Origin of the sequence: Lactobacillus hominis DSM 23910 = CRBIP 24.179 (genome assembly GCF_000296835.1) — a bacterium.
Classification (GTDB): Bacteria; Bacillota; Bacilli; order Lactobacillales; family Lactobacillaceae; genus Lactobacillus; species Lactobacillus hominis.
The window spans coordinates 15,771-34,051 of sequence record NZ_CAKE01000035.1; the positions used below are offsets into that span (position 1 = coordinate 15,771).

Consider the following 18,281-nt stretch of genomic DNA (forward strand, 5'->3'; position numbering starts at 1 on the left):
TCTAGGTAAAATCCTAAACGCTTTTTTTAGCTTATTTATTCTTCTTTTCTTTTTCAATACTAAACAATCTGGTGTAGCTGAACAAAATCAAGCCACCTAAAACCGTTGTCACAATGAATGCTACTTGACTTCCTTGTGCGGTCAAAACTGAATATGGTGCATTATGCTTATTTTGCCAAATAGCCATAATTGCCGCTAAGATCGTCGTTCCAATTGACCCAGCTAATTGCTGAGCTGTTTGACAAACTGCCGTTGCATCGGCTCTTAAGTCGCTAGACTGCAATTTTAAAGTTTCAGCCAGGGTATTTGAAAATGCCATTCGATGTCCCAACATCAAAATTCCATAAAATAAAACTAGTATTAAAACACTCAAATGCATCCCAAAAACTGCAAATAATAACCCACTAAGAGTTACTAAAGATCCACCTAAATACAGCGGAAATTTTGCTCCCATACGATCATATAACCGACCAAAGTAAGGATTAAGCAATCCAGCTAAAATACTTCCAGGTAGCAAAATTAGCCCTCCTACTAAAGATGTCTGACCATTCACAATCTGCACATAATTTGGTAAGACAAAACTTGTTCCAATATTAACAAATTGCAACAAAAAATAAGCCAAACTGCCATAAATAAAACCTTTTTGCTCAAAAACTTTTAGATCAATAATATTGTTTTCAGTCTTTTTGGATAAATGAATAAAGATTTCAAACAGTAATATTGCAATAACCAATAAAGTCCAAAATAGCCAATTACCTAAACCATGACTAATTTGATTAAGTCCAATTGTTAAGCTAATTAATGCTAAAGACAAAATAATAAAATTTAACCAGAGAAATTTTTCTTTTTGGATCTCGTGATATTTTCTAATCACAATTAGTCCACATAAAAAGACAATAAAAGCAAAAACTGTAACAATAATAAAAATCCAGCGCCAATTAAAATAATAATTGATTACGCCACCAAATGCCGGACCAAGTGTAGGCGCCATGGCAACTACTAGGCCAGCAATTCCCATATAAAAGCCCCACTTAGGACGTGGCATAATTTCTACAATTAGATTAAACATCAATGGCGTAGACAGCCCTGCTCCAAATGCCGAAATTAATCTTCCTAACAATAAGATTGTAAAACCAGGCGCAGCAGCTGAAATAAGACTCCCAATCATAAAAGCTAAACAAGCACAGGCAAATTGCTGACGAGCAGTAAAACGTTTGTTTAAATACGATGATGCCAGCATAATAATGGCAATCATTAACAAATAACCAGTCGTGGTCCATTGAATAATATCTAAACTAACATTAAATTGCTTCATCATCGTTGGAAAAGTAACATTCAAGCTGGTTTCAGTTAAAATTCCAACAAATGACATAAAAGCTAGTGCTAAAATAGCAAAAACATTTTTCAAATTACTCTTTTTTGATCTCATGTCCACTTTTCTTCTTTTTCATTAAAAAAGGCAGGAGCAAAATCGCTCCTACCCTTTCTTTAGTCTTACAACTATATTCATGCGTATAGCCATAAAAACTATACTGAGTATGCCTCAATTATTAAAGACGTTTAGTTAAATCGTCGTGTAAATCTTCATATCCAGGCTTGTTCAAAAGACCAAACATATTTCTCTTGTAGCTTTCAACGCCTGGTTGGTTGAATGGGTTAATACCATTCAAGTAACCTGAAATACCAACAGCTAATTCGAACCAATAAATTAAGTAACCTAAAGTATGTGCACTTTGATCCTTAATATCAACAGTCATAACTGGTACACCACCATCAGTATGTGCCAAAACTACACCTTCGTAAGCGCGGTCGTTTACGTAGTTCATAGTCTTGCCTGACAAGAAGTTCAATTGGTCAAGGTTTTCCTTATCTTCTGGGATAGTTACATCGTGACGAGGATTGTCAACCTTAACAACAGTTTCCATCAAATTACGACGACCTTCTTGAATGTATTGACCAAGTGAGTGAAGGTCAGTAGTAAAGTTTGCGCTTGATGGGTAAATACCTTTTTGGTCCTTACCTTCTGATTCACCCATTAATTGCTTCCACCATTCGCCAAACATTCTTAAAGTTGGTTCGTAGTTTTCAAGCAATTCAGTAGTGTAACCCTTGCGGTAAAGAATATTTCTCAAAGCAGCATACTTGTAAGGGTTGTCGCCAGTGTCATCTGGATCAGTGTAAGCTGCACGTGCATCAGCAGCACCCTTCATCAATTCATCAATGTCCCCACCGGCAACAGCGATTGGAAGCAAACCAACAGCTGATAATACTGAGAAACGTCCACCAATATCATCTGGAACAACGAATTCTTCGTAACCTTCTGCATCAGCTTCAGTCTTAAGAGCACCCTTTTGACGATCAGTAGTTGCGTAAATTCTCTTAGCAGCTTCTTCTTTACCATATTTCTTAATTAATTTATCTTTCAAAATACGGAATGCAATTGAAGGTTCAGTAGTAGTACCTGACTTAGAAATAATGTTAATAGAAAAGTCTTTATCTCCAAGCCATTCAATTAAATCGTAAAGGTATGAACCTGATAAAGAGTTACCACAAAATACTACAGTTGGGTAGTCGCTCTTTTGCTTGCCATAAAATGCACCGTTTAAGAACTCAATAGCAGCTTGAGCACCAAGATATGATCCACCAATACCAATTCCAATTAATACTTCAGAATCGCCTTGGATCTTCCTAGCAGCTTTTTTAATGCGAGCAAATTCTTCTTTATCATAATCTACTGGCAAATCAATCCAGCCACGAAAATCACTACCAGCACCAGTGCCGTCGCGTAATTCTTTATCAGCAGCAGTCACCATTGGTTGTAATTCCTTAAGTTCATTTTCATGAACAAATGGCTTTAATTTACTTGCGTCAAGATGTACAACTTTATCCATTTATTTTACTTCCTTTTTTTATTACATTTGATACATTTTTATTTTAACAGAAATCGCTTAGAAAACTAGTCCATTTACATTCTTTGTTTTTAAAATTAAAAGATAGATTCCATAGCCTGCTATTGCACCGCAGACATTGAAAAAGACATCGTCGATATCGCTAACCCCAGTTGCCAAGACAAATTGCAGGCTTTCGATAATAATTGAAAAAATTAAACTTACCAGCAGAGTAATTTTAAAGCAGCTTTTTTTCATAATTATTACCGGAAACAGCAAACCAAATGGAATAAACCACAAGATATTTCCTAATGAATTATAGAAAAAGTCCAGCAAACTTGCTCCTTGTGTTAACTTAAGCGTTTCTTTCATAAAGATCAAATTTACATCGCTGAGCGGCCTATTAAAGTTAAACGAAAGCTGCCATGGGAAATACGTATCGCGAAATGTCGTCAGCATCAAAAGCAAAATCACATAAAAGGCAAAGACCCAGACGCATACCTCAGACAAAAGATGCCGGCGGTGTCTAACAAATAAAAGCCAGCATAGGCGCAAAATGGCAAAAATTATAAAATAAAAAATGGTTTTATCTAGACTATAAAAAATCAGTTTAATCAGGGCAAAGTGATTTATTTTACCTGCAAGATTATGACTTAAAATATCATAAAACGGTTGTAAAAAAAGCATGAAATCCGACCTTTTTGAGTTTAATACCATTATATATTAGTTAGCATCAAGATGCCTTTTCAAAGCAAAATATTAAAAAAATTAAAACCTTTTATACAAATTTGGCGTTTTCAAAAAATACCAGTAAAATGGACTTTATATAATACGAGGAGAAAAATTTTGAATAAAAGAAATTTTTGGCAAACAAGAATTGGATTCTTCACTCTTTTAATGCTCTGTTTTTGGGCAAAATACATGTTTGCTTCATACTTCAACTTTAAATTAGGATTATCAGATCCTTACCAACATTTTATTATCTGGTTTACGCCACTAGGCAGCGGCATAATTTTGTTAAGTATCGGACTTTATTTCTCTAAGCCCATAATTTCTTATATTGCCATGCTGGTGCTAGATATTTTAAATACGATCTTGCTTTTTGCAAATGTCATTTATTATCGTCAGTTCAATGACTTTTTAACATTTAAGACAGTCCAAAATACTGGCAAAGTATCTCAAGGTTTAGGCAAAAGTACTGTTGCCCTGCTTCAGCCTAGCGATATTTTACTCTGGATCGATATCATTGTAATTATTATTTTGCTAGTCATCCATGTAATTAAAATCGATCCGCGTAAGTATGGCTTAAAGCGGCCATTTGCAGTTACTTCTTTTGGTGTTTTTATTTTAACTTTAAACATGATGTTAGCTGAAACTTCACGGCCACATTTGCTGCGTAACACTTTTGACCGTTCTTATGTAGTTAAGTATCTAGGAATTGATACTTATTCGGTTTATGATATTGCGAAAAGCGCCCAGTCTAACCAGATTAAAAAGAATGCTAACGCTGATGATATCAATAAAATTCTCGCTTTTGTCCGAAAAAATTATACTTCCCCTAACCCGAAGTATTTTGGCAAAGCCAAGGGCAAAAATGTAATTGTAATTCACCTAGAAAGTTTCCAGCAATTCTTAATTGGCTTAAAAGTCAATGGTCAAGAAGTAACGCCGTTTCTAAATTCAATTTACCACAATAAAAATACGATTTCTTTTGACAATTTTTACCACCAAGTTGGCCTAGGTCGAACTAGTGATGCCGAAAATATGCTAGAAACGGGAACATTCGGTATTTCTGACGGCTCGTTATTTTCTTCTTTAGGATCAGAAAATACCTTCCAAGCAGCACCACAGATTCTGCGTCAAAAAGGTTATACTTCCGCTGTCTTTCATGGAAACACAGGTACTTTTTGGAATCGTAATGAAGTTTACAAAAATTTGGGCTATAACTATTTCTTTGATTCTAATTACTTTTCTCAAAATAAAGAAGATAAAATTGGCTACGGTCTAAAAGACAAATTGCTGTTTTCTCAAAGTATTAAATATCTTGAGCAAATGCAGCAGCCGTTTTATGTTAAATATTTAACAGTTACTAACCACATCCCATTCAATATGGATGAACAAGATAAAGACAAAAACTTTACAACAACTGATACGCCGAATACGACAATTAACAATTATTTTGAAACTGCCCACTATCTTGATCAATCAATAAAAGAATTCTTCGATTATCTTAAAAAGAGCGGACTTGATAAAAACACTATGGTTGTCATCTATGGCGATCACTACGGCGTCGGGAGTTCTGATAGTGAAACTTCAGCCTTAGCCCCCGTTTTAGGAATTAAGAGTTCGCAATGGAATGAATACGATAATGTTCAAATTCAAAAAGTTCCATTCATGATTCATATGCCAGGACTGAAAGGAAAAATTGATTCAACTTACGGCGGTGAAATTGATGTCTTACCAACTTTATTACATTTGCTAGGTGTCAACACCAAAGACTACATCCAATTCGGTAATGACTTACTATCTGCACACAGACGACAAGTAGTAGTCTTTAGAAACGGAACTATTGTTACGCCTGATTATGTCATTATTGGTAATAAAGGAATCAAAGGCACTATTTATGACAATCATAATGGTGAAAAAATGACCACTTTCACCGATAAACAGCGTCAGCAAATTAAAGAGTTAGCTAATTATGCTAAACAATTGCTCCATGATTCAGATTTGCTAAATAATCGTAACTTGTTACGTTTCTATACACCAAACGGCTTTATTCCGGTTGATCCAGGCCAGTTCAATTACAGTTTGAATTATCAAAAGATGCTGCAAATTAGTAAAGAACTGGGCAATAAGTCAACCTCACTATTCAGTCAGCACAAGTCATCAACGACCAATTTATATAATACTGATGCGGTTGAAAGCAACCGTGATGAAATTGATACCGTGCCAGATAATATTTTAGAAAGCAAAGATAAAGAATCAGATAACTCTACTAAAGTTCAAAAAGAACCAGCTAATTAGTCAATAATAAAAAACGGGAAGGATTTAATTTTAATCCTTCCCGTTTTTATAGTTAATTATTTATCTTTATCAGTAAACTTTTCAAAACCTTTATCATAAATAGTAACAGTGAATGTAGAACCTATGCCTAATTCAGAATCTACTGTAATTTCACCTCCATGCTGCTTTATGAGCGACATTACGATAGCAAGACCTAACCCTGATTCTCCAGAGCCTAATTTAGCTCTTGAAGGGTCGGCCTTATAAAAGCGATCAAAGATGAATTTTCTTTGCTTGTCATTCATACCGATTCCTGTATCGGTAACTTTAAATTGACTAGCATGCTCTAATCGCTTGCCACTAATTGTAATTGTTCCATTTTCGGTAAATTGCAATGCATTTTGAACTAGGTTTACCATAATTTGAGTAAAGCGGTCTTTATCAGCATAAGTTTCAAGCTCTTTTGGACAATCAATTTTCAAAGTATCGCCCTTATCTTTAGCCTTTTGCTTCATTTGTGTAGTCAAGTTCTCTAAAACTTTAGCTGCGTTAAACTTAGTTTTGACTAGCATAATTTGATTGCTACGGATCTTTTCAAAGTCCAGGTTTTCATTAACCAAACGAATCAAACGTTTAGTTTCGCTTTGCATCAAAGCAATCGACTTTGGCTTAGCTTCTTCAGGAATTGCATCGTATTGTAAACCCTCCAAAATGCCATTAATTGTCGTTAGCGGTGTTCTCATTTCATGGGCTGCATCAGCCATAAACTGATCTCGTCTTTGCTCTTGAGCCTTAATTTCTTCAGATGATTTCTTTAAAGCGACAACCATTTGATTAAAATCACGGGCTAAGTCGTCAATTTCATCGGTATCGCCGTGCGGAATCTCAACATTAAAATTGCCCGCAGCAACTTTTTTTGTAGCCTTTGATAAACGCGCAATTCGTTTTGAAATAAAATAAGACAAAATAAAACTCAGAATAAATGCAACAATTACCGTAATTAATAAAGCATTCAGGATATTATGCTTTTCACGAACAATAACTGATTCAACATTTTGGGCACGCGAGCCAATCCAGATAATCCCAATTAATTTTCCTGTATTGAACCAAGGCACTAAAACACTAGTATATGGTTCTTTGCTTGAAAAAGTCAACTGACTAGATTGGTGATCATTGCGAATCTGGATAGTTTCGCCTTTTTTCATCTTCTTAAAATAGCTTTCAGGCAAACTCCACTTCATTGGTGAATGCGGATAAATCATTTGATTATCTTTAGAAAAAATACGCAAGGTAGTGTCTTCGCCTTGCATGACAACTTGTAAATTATCTAAAAATTTTGGATCTATTTTACCATCAGGATTTTTCTTTGATAAAGCAAGCTGCTCTAATGAATGGGCATAACCTTCCAAACGGCTATAGCTTTGTTCATAGGCTTGATTAGTTGCAAAATTAATTGATGCATAGCCGATAATTGCCACACTAGTAAAAATAATGAGCAAAAATCCTAACATCTGCTGATAAAAAAGTTTCAAAAGCTATTACACCTCAGAATCATCAAACTTATAGCCAACGCCCCAAACAGTTTGGATAACTTGAGGACCTGCTTTTTCTAACTTTTGACGTAATTTTTTAATATGGGCATCAACAGTACGCTCTTCGCCAAAATACTCATAACCCCATACTAATTCCAAAAGTTTATCTCGTGAAAAGACTTGCTTAGGATTCTTAGCCATTGTTAAAAGTAAATCAAATTCTTTTGGAGTTAAGCCCTCAACTGGATGGTCATCAAATAAAACTTCGCGACGATCTTTCGAAATCTTCAAATGGTTAGTGACAACATCATAGTTTTTGCTCGTAGCAGCTTTAGGACTATCCAAATGGCTACGACGATATAAAGCTTTAATTCTGGCAATCAAAGCTAATGGACTAAATGGCTTAGTCACATATTCATCCGCTCCAATTCCTAAGCCTAGAATCTGGTCAGATTCTGAATCACGTGCCGTCAACATGATAATCGGAATTTGTTTAGAAATTTCTCTAATTTCTTTAGCAACTTGCATCCCGTCTTTTTTAGGCAGGTTTAAATCCAAAGTAATAATATCGTACTTTTTACTATCTTGTTTAAATTTTTCAATTGCCTGTACTCCGTCTTCAGCAATTTCAACATTCCAATCTTCTTTAGCAAAAAACATCTTCATCATTTCTGCTACAGAATTATCATCTTCAACCATTAAAATATTCATTTTTTATCTCTAAATCCCTTTACTTTTTGATGCTTAATCTTATCTGGTTCAACATAATCATGTGGCAATTCACCACGTTTTTTTAGAAAATCTTGCAGTTTTTTTTCTGTTAAAATAATTGGCGCCAATATAAACAGATAAAAAGTTAACAACCACAAAATGAAAAATTTATCCCAGTTGAGAAGATGAATAATAATTCCCAGAATTATTTGAATAGCGCCAAACAAAATAAAGTAATTCCGGGCCCATTTCTGAGCATAAGCAAAACTATCCTTATTAACGCTGGCTAAATAGGATAAATAGCCATACATTCTATTTGGAGTCTTAGCAGGCGAAAAAAGCCAGATGACTCCTATTGCAAGCATTATTGCACCACAAGCTAGATAAATCATTTGGCTTCCTTTCTAATTATTCAAATTTATTCTTTACCTGGGGCAGAAATAACCAATCTCAAGTTATCTCCACTGAAGCTAAAGTTCTTCATTTCATTTGGAATGATAAAGTTAGTTCCTAACTTAATATCATAGTCCTTTCCATCTGCTGTGAACTTACCATTTCCTTTAATTACAGAAACTAAAAGATATGGATGATCATCTAGTGTCCAATTAAATATACCATTTACATCGATTTGCCACAAATAAAAATGAGGAGAAACTGGAGGTTGAGCTAAGGTAGTAATCTTAGCATCTCCAACTTGCTCATGGGTTATGTTCAACTTAGGATCTTTGTGTGGAACTTGAATAGTATCTAAAGATTGCTTAATGTGAAGTTCACGCTTTTTACCAGTCTTTTGATCTACACGATCCCAGTCATAAAGACGGTAAGTAACATCACTTGATTGTTGGGTTTCAATTACCATGATTCCCTTTGTCAAAGCATGAACTGTACCTGCTGGTACATACAAAAAGTCCCCTTCTTTAACAGGAACATATCTAAATAATTTGTCCCACTTGCCATTCTTAATCCAGTCTTCTAATTCTTCTTTAGACTTAGCATTGTGTCCGTAGATTAATTTTGCGCCAGGTTCTGCATGAAGAACGTACCAACTTTCAGTTTTACCAGAATCATTTTCATGTACGCGTGCATAATCGTCATCTGGGTGCACTTGCACTGACAAGTTATCGTTAGCATCTAAGAATTTTACTAACAATGGGAATTCTTTAGCCTTTGGATTACCAAAAAGTTCTGGATGCTTTAAGTAAAGATCACGTAAAGTCATTCCTTTATAAGGACCTTCAGTAACAGTAGATGCATCATCTTTATAACCTGAAATAACCCAAGCTTCGCCGACTTTTCCATCAGGAATCTTATATCCAAGTTCAGTATTTAATTTACGTCCACCCCAAATCTTAGGACGAAAATAAGGAGTTAAAAATATTGGTTCCATAAAAAATCACCTCAAGTAAAGTATATACTTTTTCAGTTAGTTTTTCGATATAATTCAACACCTTTTTGCAAGCGCTTCATACCGTCTTTTATCAGCTTCATTGGACAAGCCAGATTTATACGCAAGAATTGCTGTCCATATCGATATTCCATTTGATTGAATCTGTTTTTGTGCGATCCGGCACAGTTTCAAAATCGAAATCTTCCATCTTTTAGTCCTTTGCTTGCTGATTATTATCAGAACTATCTAATCTCTGTTCGATCTTTGGACAAATAATCGTCGTTTTTACTGGATCGATTTTTTCAGGATCAATGATTAACGAACCAATTTGAGGCGCTTCGATTTTGCCAGAAATCGGATTTTTGACACTATCAATCATATTATTTACTTCTACGTCCATATTTGAAACATATTCAAAAGTTAAATCGATTCTTAAAAAGTCACAGTTTTTAATAACAAGGTTATCTATATAATTTAGCCCCTGATCACTTTCGATTTTACAATTAATTAAAGTTAAGTTTTTAGTATTCCAAGCTAAATACTCTCCATCAATTGTCGAATCATAAATAGTTACGTTATCGCAGTTCCAAAAAGCATCTTTAGAAATAAACGTACAATTATGAGCTTCAATATTTTTGCCACCATCAAAGACATAATTTCCGATAACGCTCACATTATCTAAGTAGATATTTTGACTATCTTTGCCAAAATAATCACCATTAATTTGAGTATTAGTGATCTTAATGTCTTTACAAGTCCACATAGTTTCTTGAGCGTCCCTAAAATGTACATTGTCTAAAGTAATGTCTTGGCTTCTTCTAAAAAGCTTTGGAGCTTGCAACGCTGAATCAGTGATTGAAATATGCTTGGTGTACCAAATACCGCTACGTGACATTGTCTCTGTGCAACTTTTACATTTTCGTCATACCAGAGAGGATATTTCCAGTTAAAAATTGAATTCTTAATTTCAATATTTGAAGCTTCCTCAAAGGAGATTCACCATGGCCAAAAGTTATGCCATCTAAACTCGCATCTTTTAAACCATAAAGAATTCTTTCTCCTTCGAAATATTTATCTTTAATTGTTTTCATTTAAGACTCCTAGATTTTAATATTCTTAAATATGTTGGCATATTCTAGTTTAGTCTTATGATTCATTATGTCGAATACTTATTTAGTTGATGTAGCTATAGCTAGAAGCTATGACTAATGATTAGCTCCTTCTGATTTTTCAATTCCTTCTTTAACAGAAGCTAAATCTACGTGAGAGTCGCGAAAATCAAGATCATTAACTGGAAAATGTTGCATTAAATTATCAAATATTTCCAAATTTCCACTTAATTTTTCCGCTTTAAAATCTAAAACGTGTCCTGCAATCTGACGATCATCACTAATAAAGTGCAAATGCCAGCCGCTTGCCGTCACACTGCCAAAAATAGCTGGAGCATAATAGCCAATAATGGTTCCTGAAATATTTTCATAGTTAAATTCAGGCTGTTTTTGAGCTACTTCTAACAAGCTAGGATACGGCTTTTCTTGTTTAGGCGCAATTCTAGTATGCAAAAATGAAAATGCTCCTTTTAATTGAATTGCAGCAAAGACATTTTGTAATTTCTTTTCTTCTACTAATTTCTTATTTACATAATTAAAGTCCACATTTTCTGAGTTCAATTCTTGTAAGTTATCTGGAAAATGGACTGATGCAAAGGGCAGTTTAGTACTCATATCAGTAATATGATTTACCTTGCCACTAGAAGTTGCTTGATAGACTTCATTGTTTAAGATAATTACTTCACCATCTAAGCCAGTAAAAGTGCCTAAACCGTAAGATCCGTGCGTAAGTAACTCTTTTAAGGTTATCGTTCCATCAAAATTCCCCGCCATTAGCGAAGCTAAAGTACTATGTTCATAAAGTGTTGTCATCTTTGTTCCTATCCTAATTGTGAATCTATTAAATGAGTTGCTAAATCCTGGTTATGTGAATAATCAACTGGAACATCCACAACAACCGGTCCTTGAATACTAAATGCTTTTTTCATAATCTTGTTTAAGTTTTCAGGCTTCTCTACTCTTAATCCAGTTGCACCAAAACTTTCAGCAAATTTTACTAAATCTACTTGACCAAAGTTTACGCCGGCATTGTCTTGATACTTCATTTCTTCTTGGAAACGTACCATATCGTAATGACCACCATCGTTCCAAACTACGATGACAATGTTTAGATTATGTTCCACTGCCGTTGATAATTCAGCTGCAGAAAACATAAAGCCACCATCACCACAAACAGCTACAGATTTAGTTTCAGGTTTTAGCAAAGCAGCAGTAATAGCCCAAGGCAAGCCGACTCCCAATGTCTGCATCCCGTTACTAATTAATAAATGGTGCGGCTGGTATGAACGAAAATGTCTAGCCATCCAAATATAGTGCGAGCCCACATCTAAAGCCACAGTCATGTCATCAGTCACGTTTTCTTGAATTGCATGCACAATTGCCAAAGGATGGTTTAAATTGCCCTTTGGCTCCATTGGATGGGTCCTATCTTTATCTAATTCAGCCTTGAATTCTCCCAGCAAAGCAGCTGACTTTTTAGGATAAGTAAAACCTTCTAGACGTTTGCTTAACTGCTTTAAGCTAGATGCCAAATTACCAACTAACTGCATAATTGGCGTAAAGTTATTATCAATTTGAGCAGGAACAGTATCTAAGTTAACAATTCTTAACTTATCTTCTTTATTCCAGTTTCTAGGCTCATATTCGATTGGATCATAACCTAACGTGATGACCAAATCACTTTCAGCTAGTAAACGGTCGCCGACTTGATTTCTAAACAGTCCTACTCTGCCAAAGTAAGATTGCTTTTCTAATTCACGAGAAATTACGCCCGCTGCTTGATAAGTTTCAACTACTGGGAAAGCATATTTATCAAGTAAATCGCGCAAAGCTTGAGTTGTCTTTTCATCGCCTGCTCTTTGACCAACCAAAATTACTGGTAAATTGCTTTCTTTAATTAAATCAGCTAATTTTGTTAAATCAGCTAAATCAGCTGGCCCCATTTTAGGCTTAGAATAAACCGGCAATGGCTTTTCGGTAACAACTGCATCGTCAATATCTTGAGGCAGACTAATAAAAGCAGCTCCTTTTCTTGCACCTTGCGTAGCTTCAATGGCATTAGACATTGTCTCAGAAATATTATTTGGATCCTGAATTTCTGCACTAAAACGCGTAATTGGAGCCATCAATCGCTTAGAAGGCGTGCTTTGGTGAGTTGCACGGTATAAGTCTTTTCTTTGCACTTGTCCACCAATTGCAAGTAATGGATCGCCTTCAGCATTGGCAGTCATAATACCTGTAGTTAAATTGCCGACTCCTGGACCAGAAGTTGCGATTGCAACACCAGTTTTTCCAGTTAAACGACCATATGCTTGAGCCATGAAAGTCGCATTTTGTTCATGGCGAGTAATAATTAACTTAGGTGCATCTTGGCTATCTTTTCCGTCTAAACCTTCGAAAAGTCTGTCAATCTTAGCACCTGGAATTCCAAATACTAAATCAATTTTGTGTTTTTTCAGACTATCAATAATTATGTCTGAACCATACATTTTTTTCTTCATAATAAACTCTCCATTTTTCTACTGTACTATTCTAGAATAGAAAGTTTTTGAGATTTTCTCAACCATAAAGTTTGATGACTGGGAAGAAAAAAGGATTCAACTTTATAATTCAGGTATAATATTGTAAATAGTTTATTTATTAACAATTAGGGAAAAAGGCAAAAATAATGAAATTAAGATATGTTGGTCCAAGCTTTTATGTAGAAGGTTTAACTAATGGAAAAGAATATGAAATTTTAAGCGAAGAAGGCCCTTATTACCGTGTAATTGATGACAGTGGAGAAGATTATTTGTATTCTAAAGAGCATCCAGCTCCTATGGATGGAAGTTCTAAAGGTGGTCGTTGGGAAAAGATCCAAATTAAATACTAAATGGCTAAAATATTCAATTTATACTAGAGCTACAGTACAAATGATAAAATCTTATGAAAATAAACGAATTAAAACGAAAATTAACAGACTATACATTAAATTTCTCATTTATAGTGAATGGTAAACCATCAGGCATTACTACATATGAAGTAAATAATGGGGTTCCTACCTTAACAATGTGGTACGGGGATAAGGAAAAGCAATATCACGACCCTAAAAATCTATTAAATGATTCTTTTTTTGATGGTAAAAGCCTAGCTGAATTATCAACAAATTTAAATATCGAAATAAATTAATCTAATTATTGATAAAGTGTTCAAAAGATCACTAACTTGAAACGCTTAATCATTTTTAGATTTATCTATAAAATAAAAACACCTTTTATTAGCCAAAAGGTGTTTTTTCAATACAGAAATACTGATATATCAACATTTTTTACTCATATAGTGGAGATGAGGGGAATTGAACCCCTGTCCAAACGCATTTCGTCATTAACCTCTACAATCATAGTTATATTATTTAATCTCGTCAAAACATTGCGCCATATAACAGGGCAAACATATTAAGACATACCTGAGATTCTTCTTTTTAACTATTCAGATGAGGTAGTTAAACGTAGCTCATTAAAGGTAAAACCCGATAACAGCCATGAGCAAACCGTCATCAGATCACACAGGCTGACTAAGCAGCTACTGCGTAAGAATTTTCGTTATTTGCAGTTATATTTAACTGTGACGTTTTTACGTAGACGTGACCTACGAATTGCAGTCAATGCGAATCTACGCCTGTCGAATCCCAAAACATCCCCAAAAAAGAAGACATAACTATTATACAACCAAAATAGTTATGTCCTCAACTATAACATAATTAATCCAAATGTGCCAAACGAACTACGTCTCTTTCAATCATAAGTTCTTCGTCAGTTGGAATAATCATAACTTTAATCTTCGAATCAGGCTTAGTAATGAACTTTTGACCATTAGTTTCGTTAGCATCAAAGTCTGGATCAATACCTAAAAATTCTAAGTCTCTCATAACAGCTTTACGTACACGCTTATCGTGTTCACCAATACCAGCTGTAAATACAATACCATCTACTCCGCCCATTTCTGCAGTGTATGCACCAATGAAACGAACAATGCGGTTAATAAACATTTCACGAGCTAATTGTGCACGCTTATCTGGATTATGCTTTAAATCGCGCATATCTGGTGAAATACCTGAAACTCCCAATAAACCTGACTTTTTATTAAGGATTTCGATCATTTCATCCATACTCAAGTTTTCTTTCTTCATTACATACTGAAGAAGAGAGGGATCTACATCGCCTGACCGAGTAGCCATCATAATTCCAGCCAATGGAGTAAAGCCCATTGAAGTATCATATGACTTGCCATCTTTAACTGCGGTAATTGATGCACCAGAGCCTAAGTGACAAACAATTAACTTAAGTTCATCTAAAGGCTTTTTCATCATTTCAGCCGCTTGAGCAGATACATAACGTACGGAAGTTCCATGAGCACCATACTTACGTGCACGATATTTTTCATAATATTCATAAGGAATTGGGTAAAGATAATGAACAGCATCCAAAGTTTCGTGGAATGAAGTGTCAAATACGCCAACTTCTGGAACACCAGGAAGCAACTTCATAAATGCCCTGATTCCTTCTCCTTCTGCAGGATTGTGCAAAGGCGCATATTCTTTCAAAGCAAAAACTTTTTCAAGTTTATCTTCATCAATAATTGCTGAATCTTTGAAATATTCCCCACCGGCCACAATACGGTGTCCAACGCCAGCAATTTCTGAAAGATCGGTAACAACGTTATATTTTTGTAACCAATCTAATAGTTTTTGAACAGCAGCTTCTTGATCTGGAATATTTTCTTTTTCTTCATATTTCTTGCCATCAGCAAGTTTCATATCAAAAGTAGAATCAGGTAATCCTACTCTATCGGCCATCCCTTCAGCGATTACCTTTTCATCAGGTAAAGAAAACAACTTATACTTAAAAGATGAACTACCAGAATTAATTGCTAAAACTTTTTTCATATAGATCCTCCTAAATAATTATTTATGTTGCATGTTTTCAAACCAATCATTTAGCTTAATGTTAAATTCAACTAAAGACTTTGGATCTTTCAAAGAATCTAACTTAGCTACTAAAACATCCCCAGGGGCTGATTTATCTCCATGGTTTTGGAACACTAAAATCGATTTCTGTTGCATTTGACTGGCAAACATTTCAGAAGGTAAATCAACGATTGCACGTAAGTTTACCTTTTTTGTTAGCCATTGCATGAAACCGCTAACACTCTCACTCGTAAATAATAACCTAGGAACAACTAAAAATGCAAATCCATTTTTCTTTAGGTTGTTAACAATCTGTTCTATAAACAAAACATGTGCAAATGAATGTCCTTCTTTTGCCCTATTTTCGAATTTTTGCGCGTTATTATCCAAAGGATAATAGCCTACAGGCAAATCGCTGACAATCACATCCGCAGGCCCAACCATCCATGGATCTAGTGCATCTTGACGATACAAGTTAATCTTTAAACCATCTAAATGAGCACCGACATCAGCTAAGTCCAAAAGACTCTCATCATTATCAATTCCGTATAATTCATAATTGTTTTTTGAATGATTTTCTTGAACTAATTGTCTGATAACTGAATAAAGCAGATTTCCAGTTCCAATAGCTGGATCGATGACAACTTGTGCATCAGATGACACTAATTTTTGCCACATTAAAGCAATTACTGTCGCAATAATCGTAGGAGTTGGCATTTGAGTGTAATTACGACCATCATCATTTATTGCCTTTAAAGTTAGCAAAGTAAAAATTTCTACTTTTTCTTTTTTTGAAGCATGATCATAGTCCAATTTACGATAAATATCTGTTAATTGAGCAACAGTATCTTTATCAGGAACGCCTTGTTCTACTTTTATTTTTTCATTTTCAAGATTATCAAAAGTTTCTGTTAAAGCTGATGCAAAAGAAACATTTAATGCTTTTTGCAAAACCTCAACAGCTGATTGATACTTGGCATACAATTCTTCTATATTTTTCATATGAATAACCTCTTCATATATATTTTATAGATATGTCTGCCGGCTCGCAAGAAAAGCTTTTAAGAAAAATATTGTATCAGCAGCTGATTATTTTTTATGTTCATTAAAAAGGCTTGCTGATAATAAGTTACAAATAAAATGCAAAAAATTAAGATTAGCATTGCGCTTAAAAACGCACTAGCTTTTAGTTTTTTCATTTTTTTCAGTTTTGATCTCATCTTCATTTTTATGCTTTTCATGATTTTTATTTTCTTTAGAAGTCTTATCTTTTTTCTTATTTTTATCTTTATTGTCATCTTTTTTCTTTTTCGGCAACGGCTTTTCAGTCTTAAAAGTTAGCGTACTTTTCCTTTTATCAGTTTCAGTTAAATGAATTCTGAAATAATCTTCTCCATGACTAAAACTCGCTTTACTAATATTTAAAACTAACGGCATGTGTCCTCCAGAACCAGCTCCAGATTTTCGCATGCGAATCATATTTTTATAATGCTCTAAATAATAGCTATCGCCATAAACAGGTTCGCCATCTTTTTCACCAGTACGATGTTTTAGCATCACCTGTTTTGAAGCTGAATTTTTAAGATCAACTTCAAATGGACCATCATCTTTTAAAAATCGTTCCAATTGCACATATGACATTGCCACATTATTTATCGGATCATGGCGCTTATCAGCGCTTTTGACATTACCAAGCAAATTCACCAGTAAGTTGATGCATAAGATAGTGACAAAGACGGCCAATACTGCTTCTGCAACACTGAAAGCACGAATTTTTTTATTTATAAACTTGATCATGAATTAAAACTTCGCTTTCTCCAGTTTTGCGCATAATATAATACGCCATTTTTTCGTCGACTTTCTTTTCCATCTTGCGTTCAACTTCTTTACCCTGTCCAACGGTTAAAGATAACAATGTGATCCCTAAGCAAACGATAAATAGGCCAATCATACTCTCCCAGAGCAAAAATCCTTTAATCTTTCGCATCAATCATCCTTCCCCACATCATTTGCACATTAACTACCTCTTTTTTGTTGTGACAAACAAAAGAGATCCAAGTTGGTGCAAAGTGTCCCTTATCAGAAACCTTAATCCTATTTCCATTAGGTATTCTGACATCGACATCTTTATCTAAATTAAAAACCTTTCCTTCATTTCCATAAGATACTCTAATTTGATGTTCTAATGGACGGTTTTGAATAATGTACGTCCGATTCTTCAAAATTGCATAGCGCGAATAATTTTCAATAATCGATTTAACTTGTCGTCGAGTATTGTGGACCTTAATAGCGTTTTGATAATCTTTGAAATTAATAGTTGGTATAGTGAAAATTAAACAGAAAATAAATAAGGTAATGCATGTTTCAACTAAAGTGAAAGCCTTACTTTTCATCTTTCTTAATTTTGGTAACTTGACCATCTACAATTTTATATTCCTTATTTGCTTTTTCTAATTGTTGTTTAGAAAGTGAGTCTGATTCTAATTTATCAAATGAAGTAATACTCTTAGGGTCATCTTGCAAATCTACCTGCGTTTGCAAAGTTGTTCTAAAAGCATCGCTAGTTCTATCGCCGGCCTTATCTTTTTGCTTAGTCAAGTTAGGCAATACTAACAAAATCAAAATTGCAATAATTGCAATTACAATAACCATTTCCATCAAAGTAAAGCCTTTAGCTTTCTTTTTTAACATATTTAGTTTTTTCAT

18 protein-coding genes, 1 other RNA gene and 1 pseudogene are annotated in these 18,281 nt (G+C 34.5%); 3 read left to right on the plus strand and 17 right to left on the minus strand.

What is annotated here, in order from left to right; translation table 11 throughout:
- Nucleotides 1–31: 31 nt before the first annotated feature.
- From BN55_RS09125 to BN55_RS09135, 3 genes are all read right to left on the minus strand, one after another.
- Nucleotides 32–1,429, minus strand: a complete 1,398-nt coding sequence (locus BN55_RS09125) for an MFS transporter (RefSeq protein WP_008471842.1) — start codon at nt 1,427–1,429, stop codon at nt 32–34.
- A 121-nt stretch (nt 1,430–1,550) separates the two neighbouring features.
- The gene (locus tag BN55_RS09130; protein ID WP_008471844.1) at nt 1,551–2,891 is read right to left on the minus strand and encodes a glucose-6-phosphate isomerase; all 1,341 of its coding nucleotides are present in this window, start codon (nt 2,889–2,891) and stop codon (nt 1,551–1,553) included.
- 57 nt (nt 2,892–2,948) lie between these two features.
- A complete protein-coding gene (locus BN55_RS09135) occupies nt 2,949–3,575 on the minus strand; it encodes a VanZ family protein (RefSeq protein WP_008471846.1) in 627 nt (208 codons plus the stop codon).
- A gap of 210 nt (nt 3,576–3,785) precedes the next feature.
- Between BN55_RS09135 and BN55_RS09140 the strand changes: the two genes are divergently transcribed.
- Nucleotides 3,786–5,912: an LTA synthase family protein gene (locus BN55_RS09140; RefSeq protein WP_375710914.1), complete on the plus strand. Its 2,127-nt coding sequence runs from the start codon at nt 3,786–3,788 to the stop codon at nt 5,910–5,912.
- 56 nt (nt 5,913–5,968) lie between these two features.
- Here BN55_RS09140 and BN55_RS09145 read toward each other — a convergent pair whose 3' ends face one another.
- The 7 genes and pseudogenes from BN55_RS09145 to alsS all read right to left on the minus strand — a co-directional run bounded on the left by BN55_RS09145 (nt 5,969) and on the right by alsS (nt 13,131).
- Nucleotides 5,969–7,423, minus strand: coding sequence for a sensor histidine kinase (locus tag BN55_RS09145; protein WP_040469581.1), 1,455 nt, complete (start codon nt 7,421–7,423; stop codon nt 5,969–5,971).
- 6 nt (nt 7,424–7,429) lie between these two features.
- Nucleotides 7,430–8,134: a response regulator transcription factor gene (locus BN55_RS09150; RefSeq protein ID WP_008471851.1), complete on the minus strand. Its 705-nt coding sequence runs from the start codon at nt 8,132–8,134 to the stop codon at nt 7,430–7,432.
- Nucleotides 8,131–8,526: an SdpI family protein gene (locus BN55_RS09155; protein ID WP_008471852.1), complete on the minus strand. Its 396-nt coding sequence runs from the start codon at nt 8,524–8,526 to the stop codon at nt 8,131–8,133. Before BN55_RS09155 ends, BN55_RS09150 begins: the two co-directional genes overlap by 4 nt.
- 26 nt (nt 8,527–8,552) lie before the next feature.
- Complete coding sequence (manA, locus tag BN55_RS09160; protein WP_008471853.1) at nt 8,553–9,521, minus strand: mannose-6-phosphate isomerase, class I; 969 nt, start codon at nt 9,519–9,521, stop codon at nt 8,553–8,555.
- A gap of 334 nt (nt 9,522–9,855) precedes the next feature.
- Nucleotides 9,856–10,612, minus strand: a pseudogene (locus BN55_RS09165) (DUF3737 family protein); the annotation flags it as partial.
- A 114-nt stretch (nt 10,613–10,726) separates the two neighbouring features.
- Nucleotides 10,727–11,443, minus strand: coding sequence for an acetolactate decarboxylase (budA, locus tag BN55_RS09170; protein ID WP_008471859.1), 717 nt, complete (start codon nt 11,441–11,443; stop codon nt 10,727–10,729).
- 8 nt (nt 11,444–11,451) lie between these two features.
- Complete coding sequence (alsS, locus tag BN55_RS09175; RefSeq protein ID WP_008471860.1) at nt 11,452–13,131, minus strand: acetolactate synthase AlsS; 1,680 nt, start codon at nt 13,129–13,131, stop codon at nt 11,452–11,454.
- A gap of 167 nt (nt 13,132–13,298) precedes the next feature.
- Between alsS and BN55_RS09180 the strand changes: the two genes are divergently transcribed.
- Nucleotides 13,299–13,502 (plus strand): hypothetical protein, encoded by a 204-nt coding sequence (locus tag BN55_RS09180; RefSeq protein ID WP_008471862.1) that lies wholly within the window; start codon nt 13,299–13,301, stop codon nt 13,500–13,502.
- Nucleotides 13,503–13,555: 53 nt separating this feature from the next.
- Nucleotides 13,556–13,798, plus strand: coding sequence for a hypothetical protein (locus BN55_RS09185; protein ID WP_008471864.1), 243 nt, complete (start codon nt 13,556–13,558; stop codon nt 13,796–13,798).
- A gap of 148 nt (nt 13,799–13,946) precedes the next feature.
- On the opposite strand, the gene ssrA is transcribed toward BN55_RS09185, so the two are convergent.
- The 7 genes from ssrA to BN55_RS09215 form a co-directional block, all read right to left on the minus strand.
- Nucleotides 13,947–14,310: a transfer-messenger RNA gene (gene ssrA / locus BN55_RS09890) on the minus strand.
- A 59-nt stretch (nt 14,311–14,369) separates the two neighbouring features.
- Nucleotides 14,370–15,554, minus strand: coding sequence for an acetate/propionate family kinase (locus tag BN55_RS09190; RefSeq protein ID WP_008471865.1), 1,185 nt, complete (start codon nt 15,552–15,554; stop codon nt 14,370–14,372).
- Nucleotides 15,555–15,572: 18 nt separating this feature from the next.
- Nucleotides 15,573–16,577 (minus strand): class I SAM-dependent methyltransferase, encoded by a 1,005-nt coding sequence (locus tag BN55_RS09195; RefSeq protein ID WP_008471866.1) that lies wholly within the window; start codon nt 16,575–16,577, stop codon nt 15,573–15,575.
- A 177-nt stretch (nt 16,578–16,754) separates the two neighbouring features.
- Nucleotides 16,755–17,372, minus strand: a complete 618-nt coding sequence (locus BN55_RS09200) for a ComGF family competence protein (RefSeq protein WP_008471867.1) — start codon at nt 17,370–17,372, stop codon at nt 16,755–16,757.
- Nucleotides 17,353–17,562: a hypothetical protein gene (locus BN55_RS09205; RefSeq protein ID WP_008471868.1), complete on the minus strand. Its 210-nt coding sequence runs from the start codon at nt 17,560–17,562 to the stop codon at nt 17,353–17,355. The genes BN55_RS09200 and BN55_RS09205 overlap by 20 nt, the downstream gene beginning before the upstream one ends.
- On the minus strand, nt 17,549–17,968 hold the full coding sequence (locus BN55_RS09210) for a type II secretion system protein (protein WP_008471869.1): 420 nt from the start codon (nt 17,966–17,968) through the stop codon (nt 17,549–17,551). Before BN55_RS09210 ends, BN55_RS09205 begins: the two co-directional genes overlap by 14 nt.
- Nucleotides 17,958–18,281: a prepilin-type N-terminal cleavage/methylation domain-containing protein gene (locus BN55_RS09215; RefSeq protein WP_040469584.1), complete on the minus strand. Its 324-nt coding sequence runs from the start codon at nt 18,279–18,281 to the stop codon at nt 17,958–17,960. The genes BN55_RS09210 and BN55_RS09215 overlap by 11 nt, the downstream gene beginning before the upstream one ends.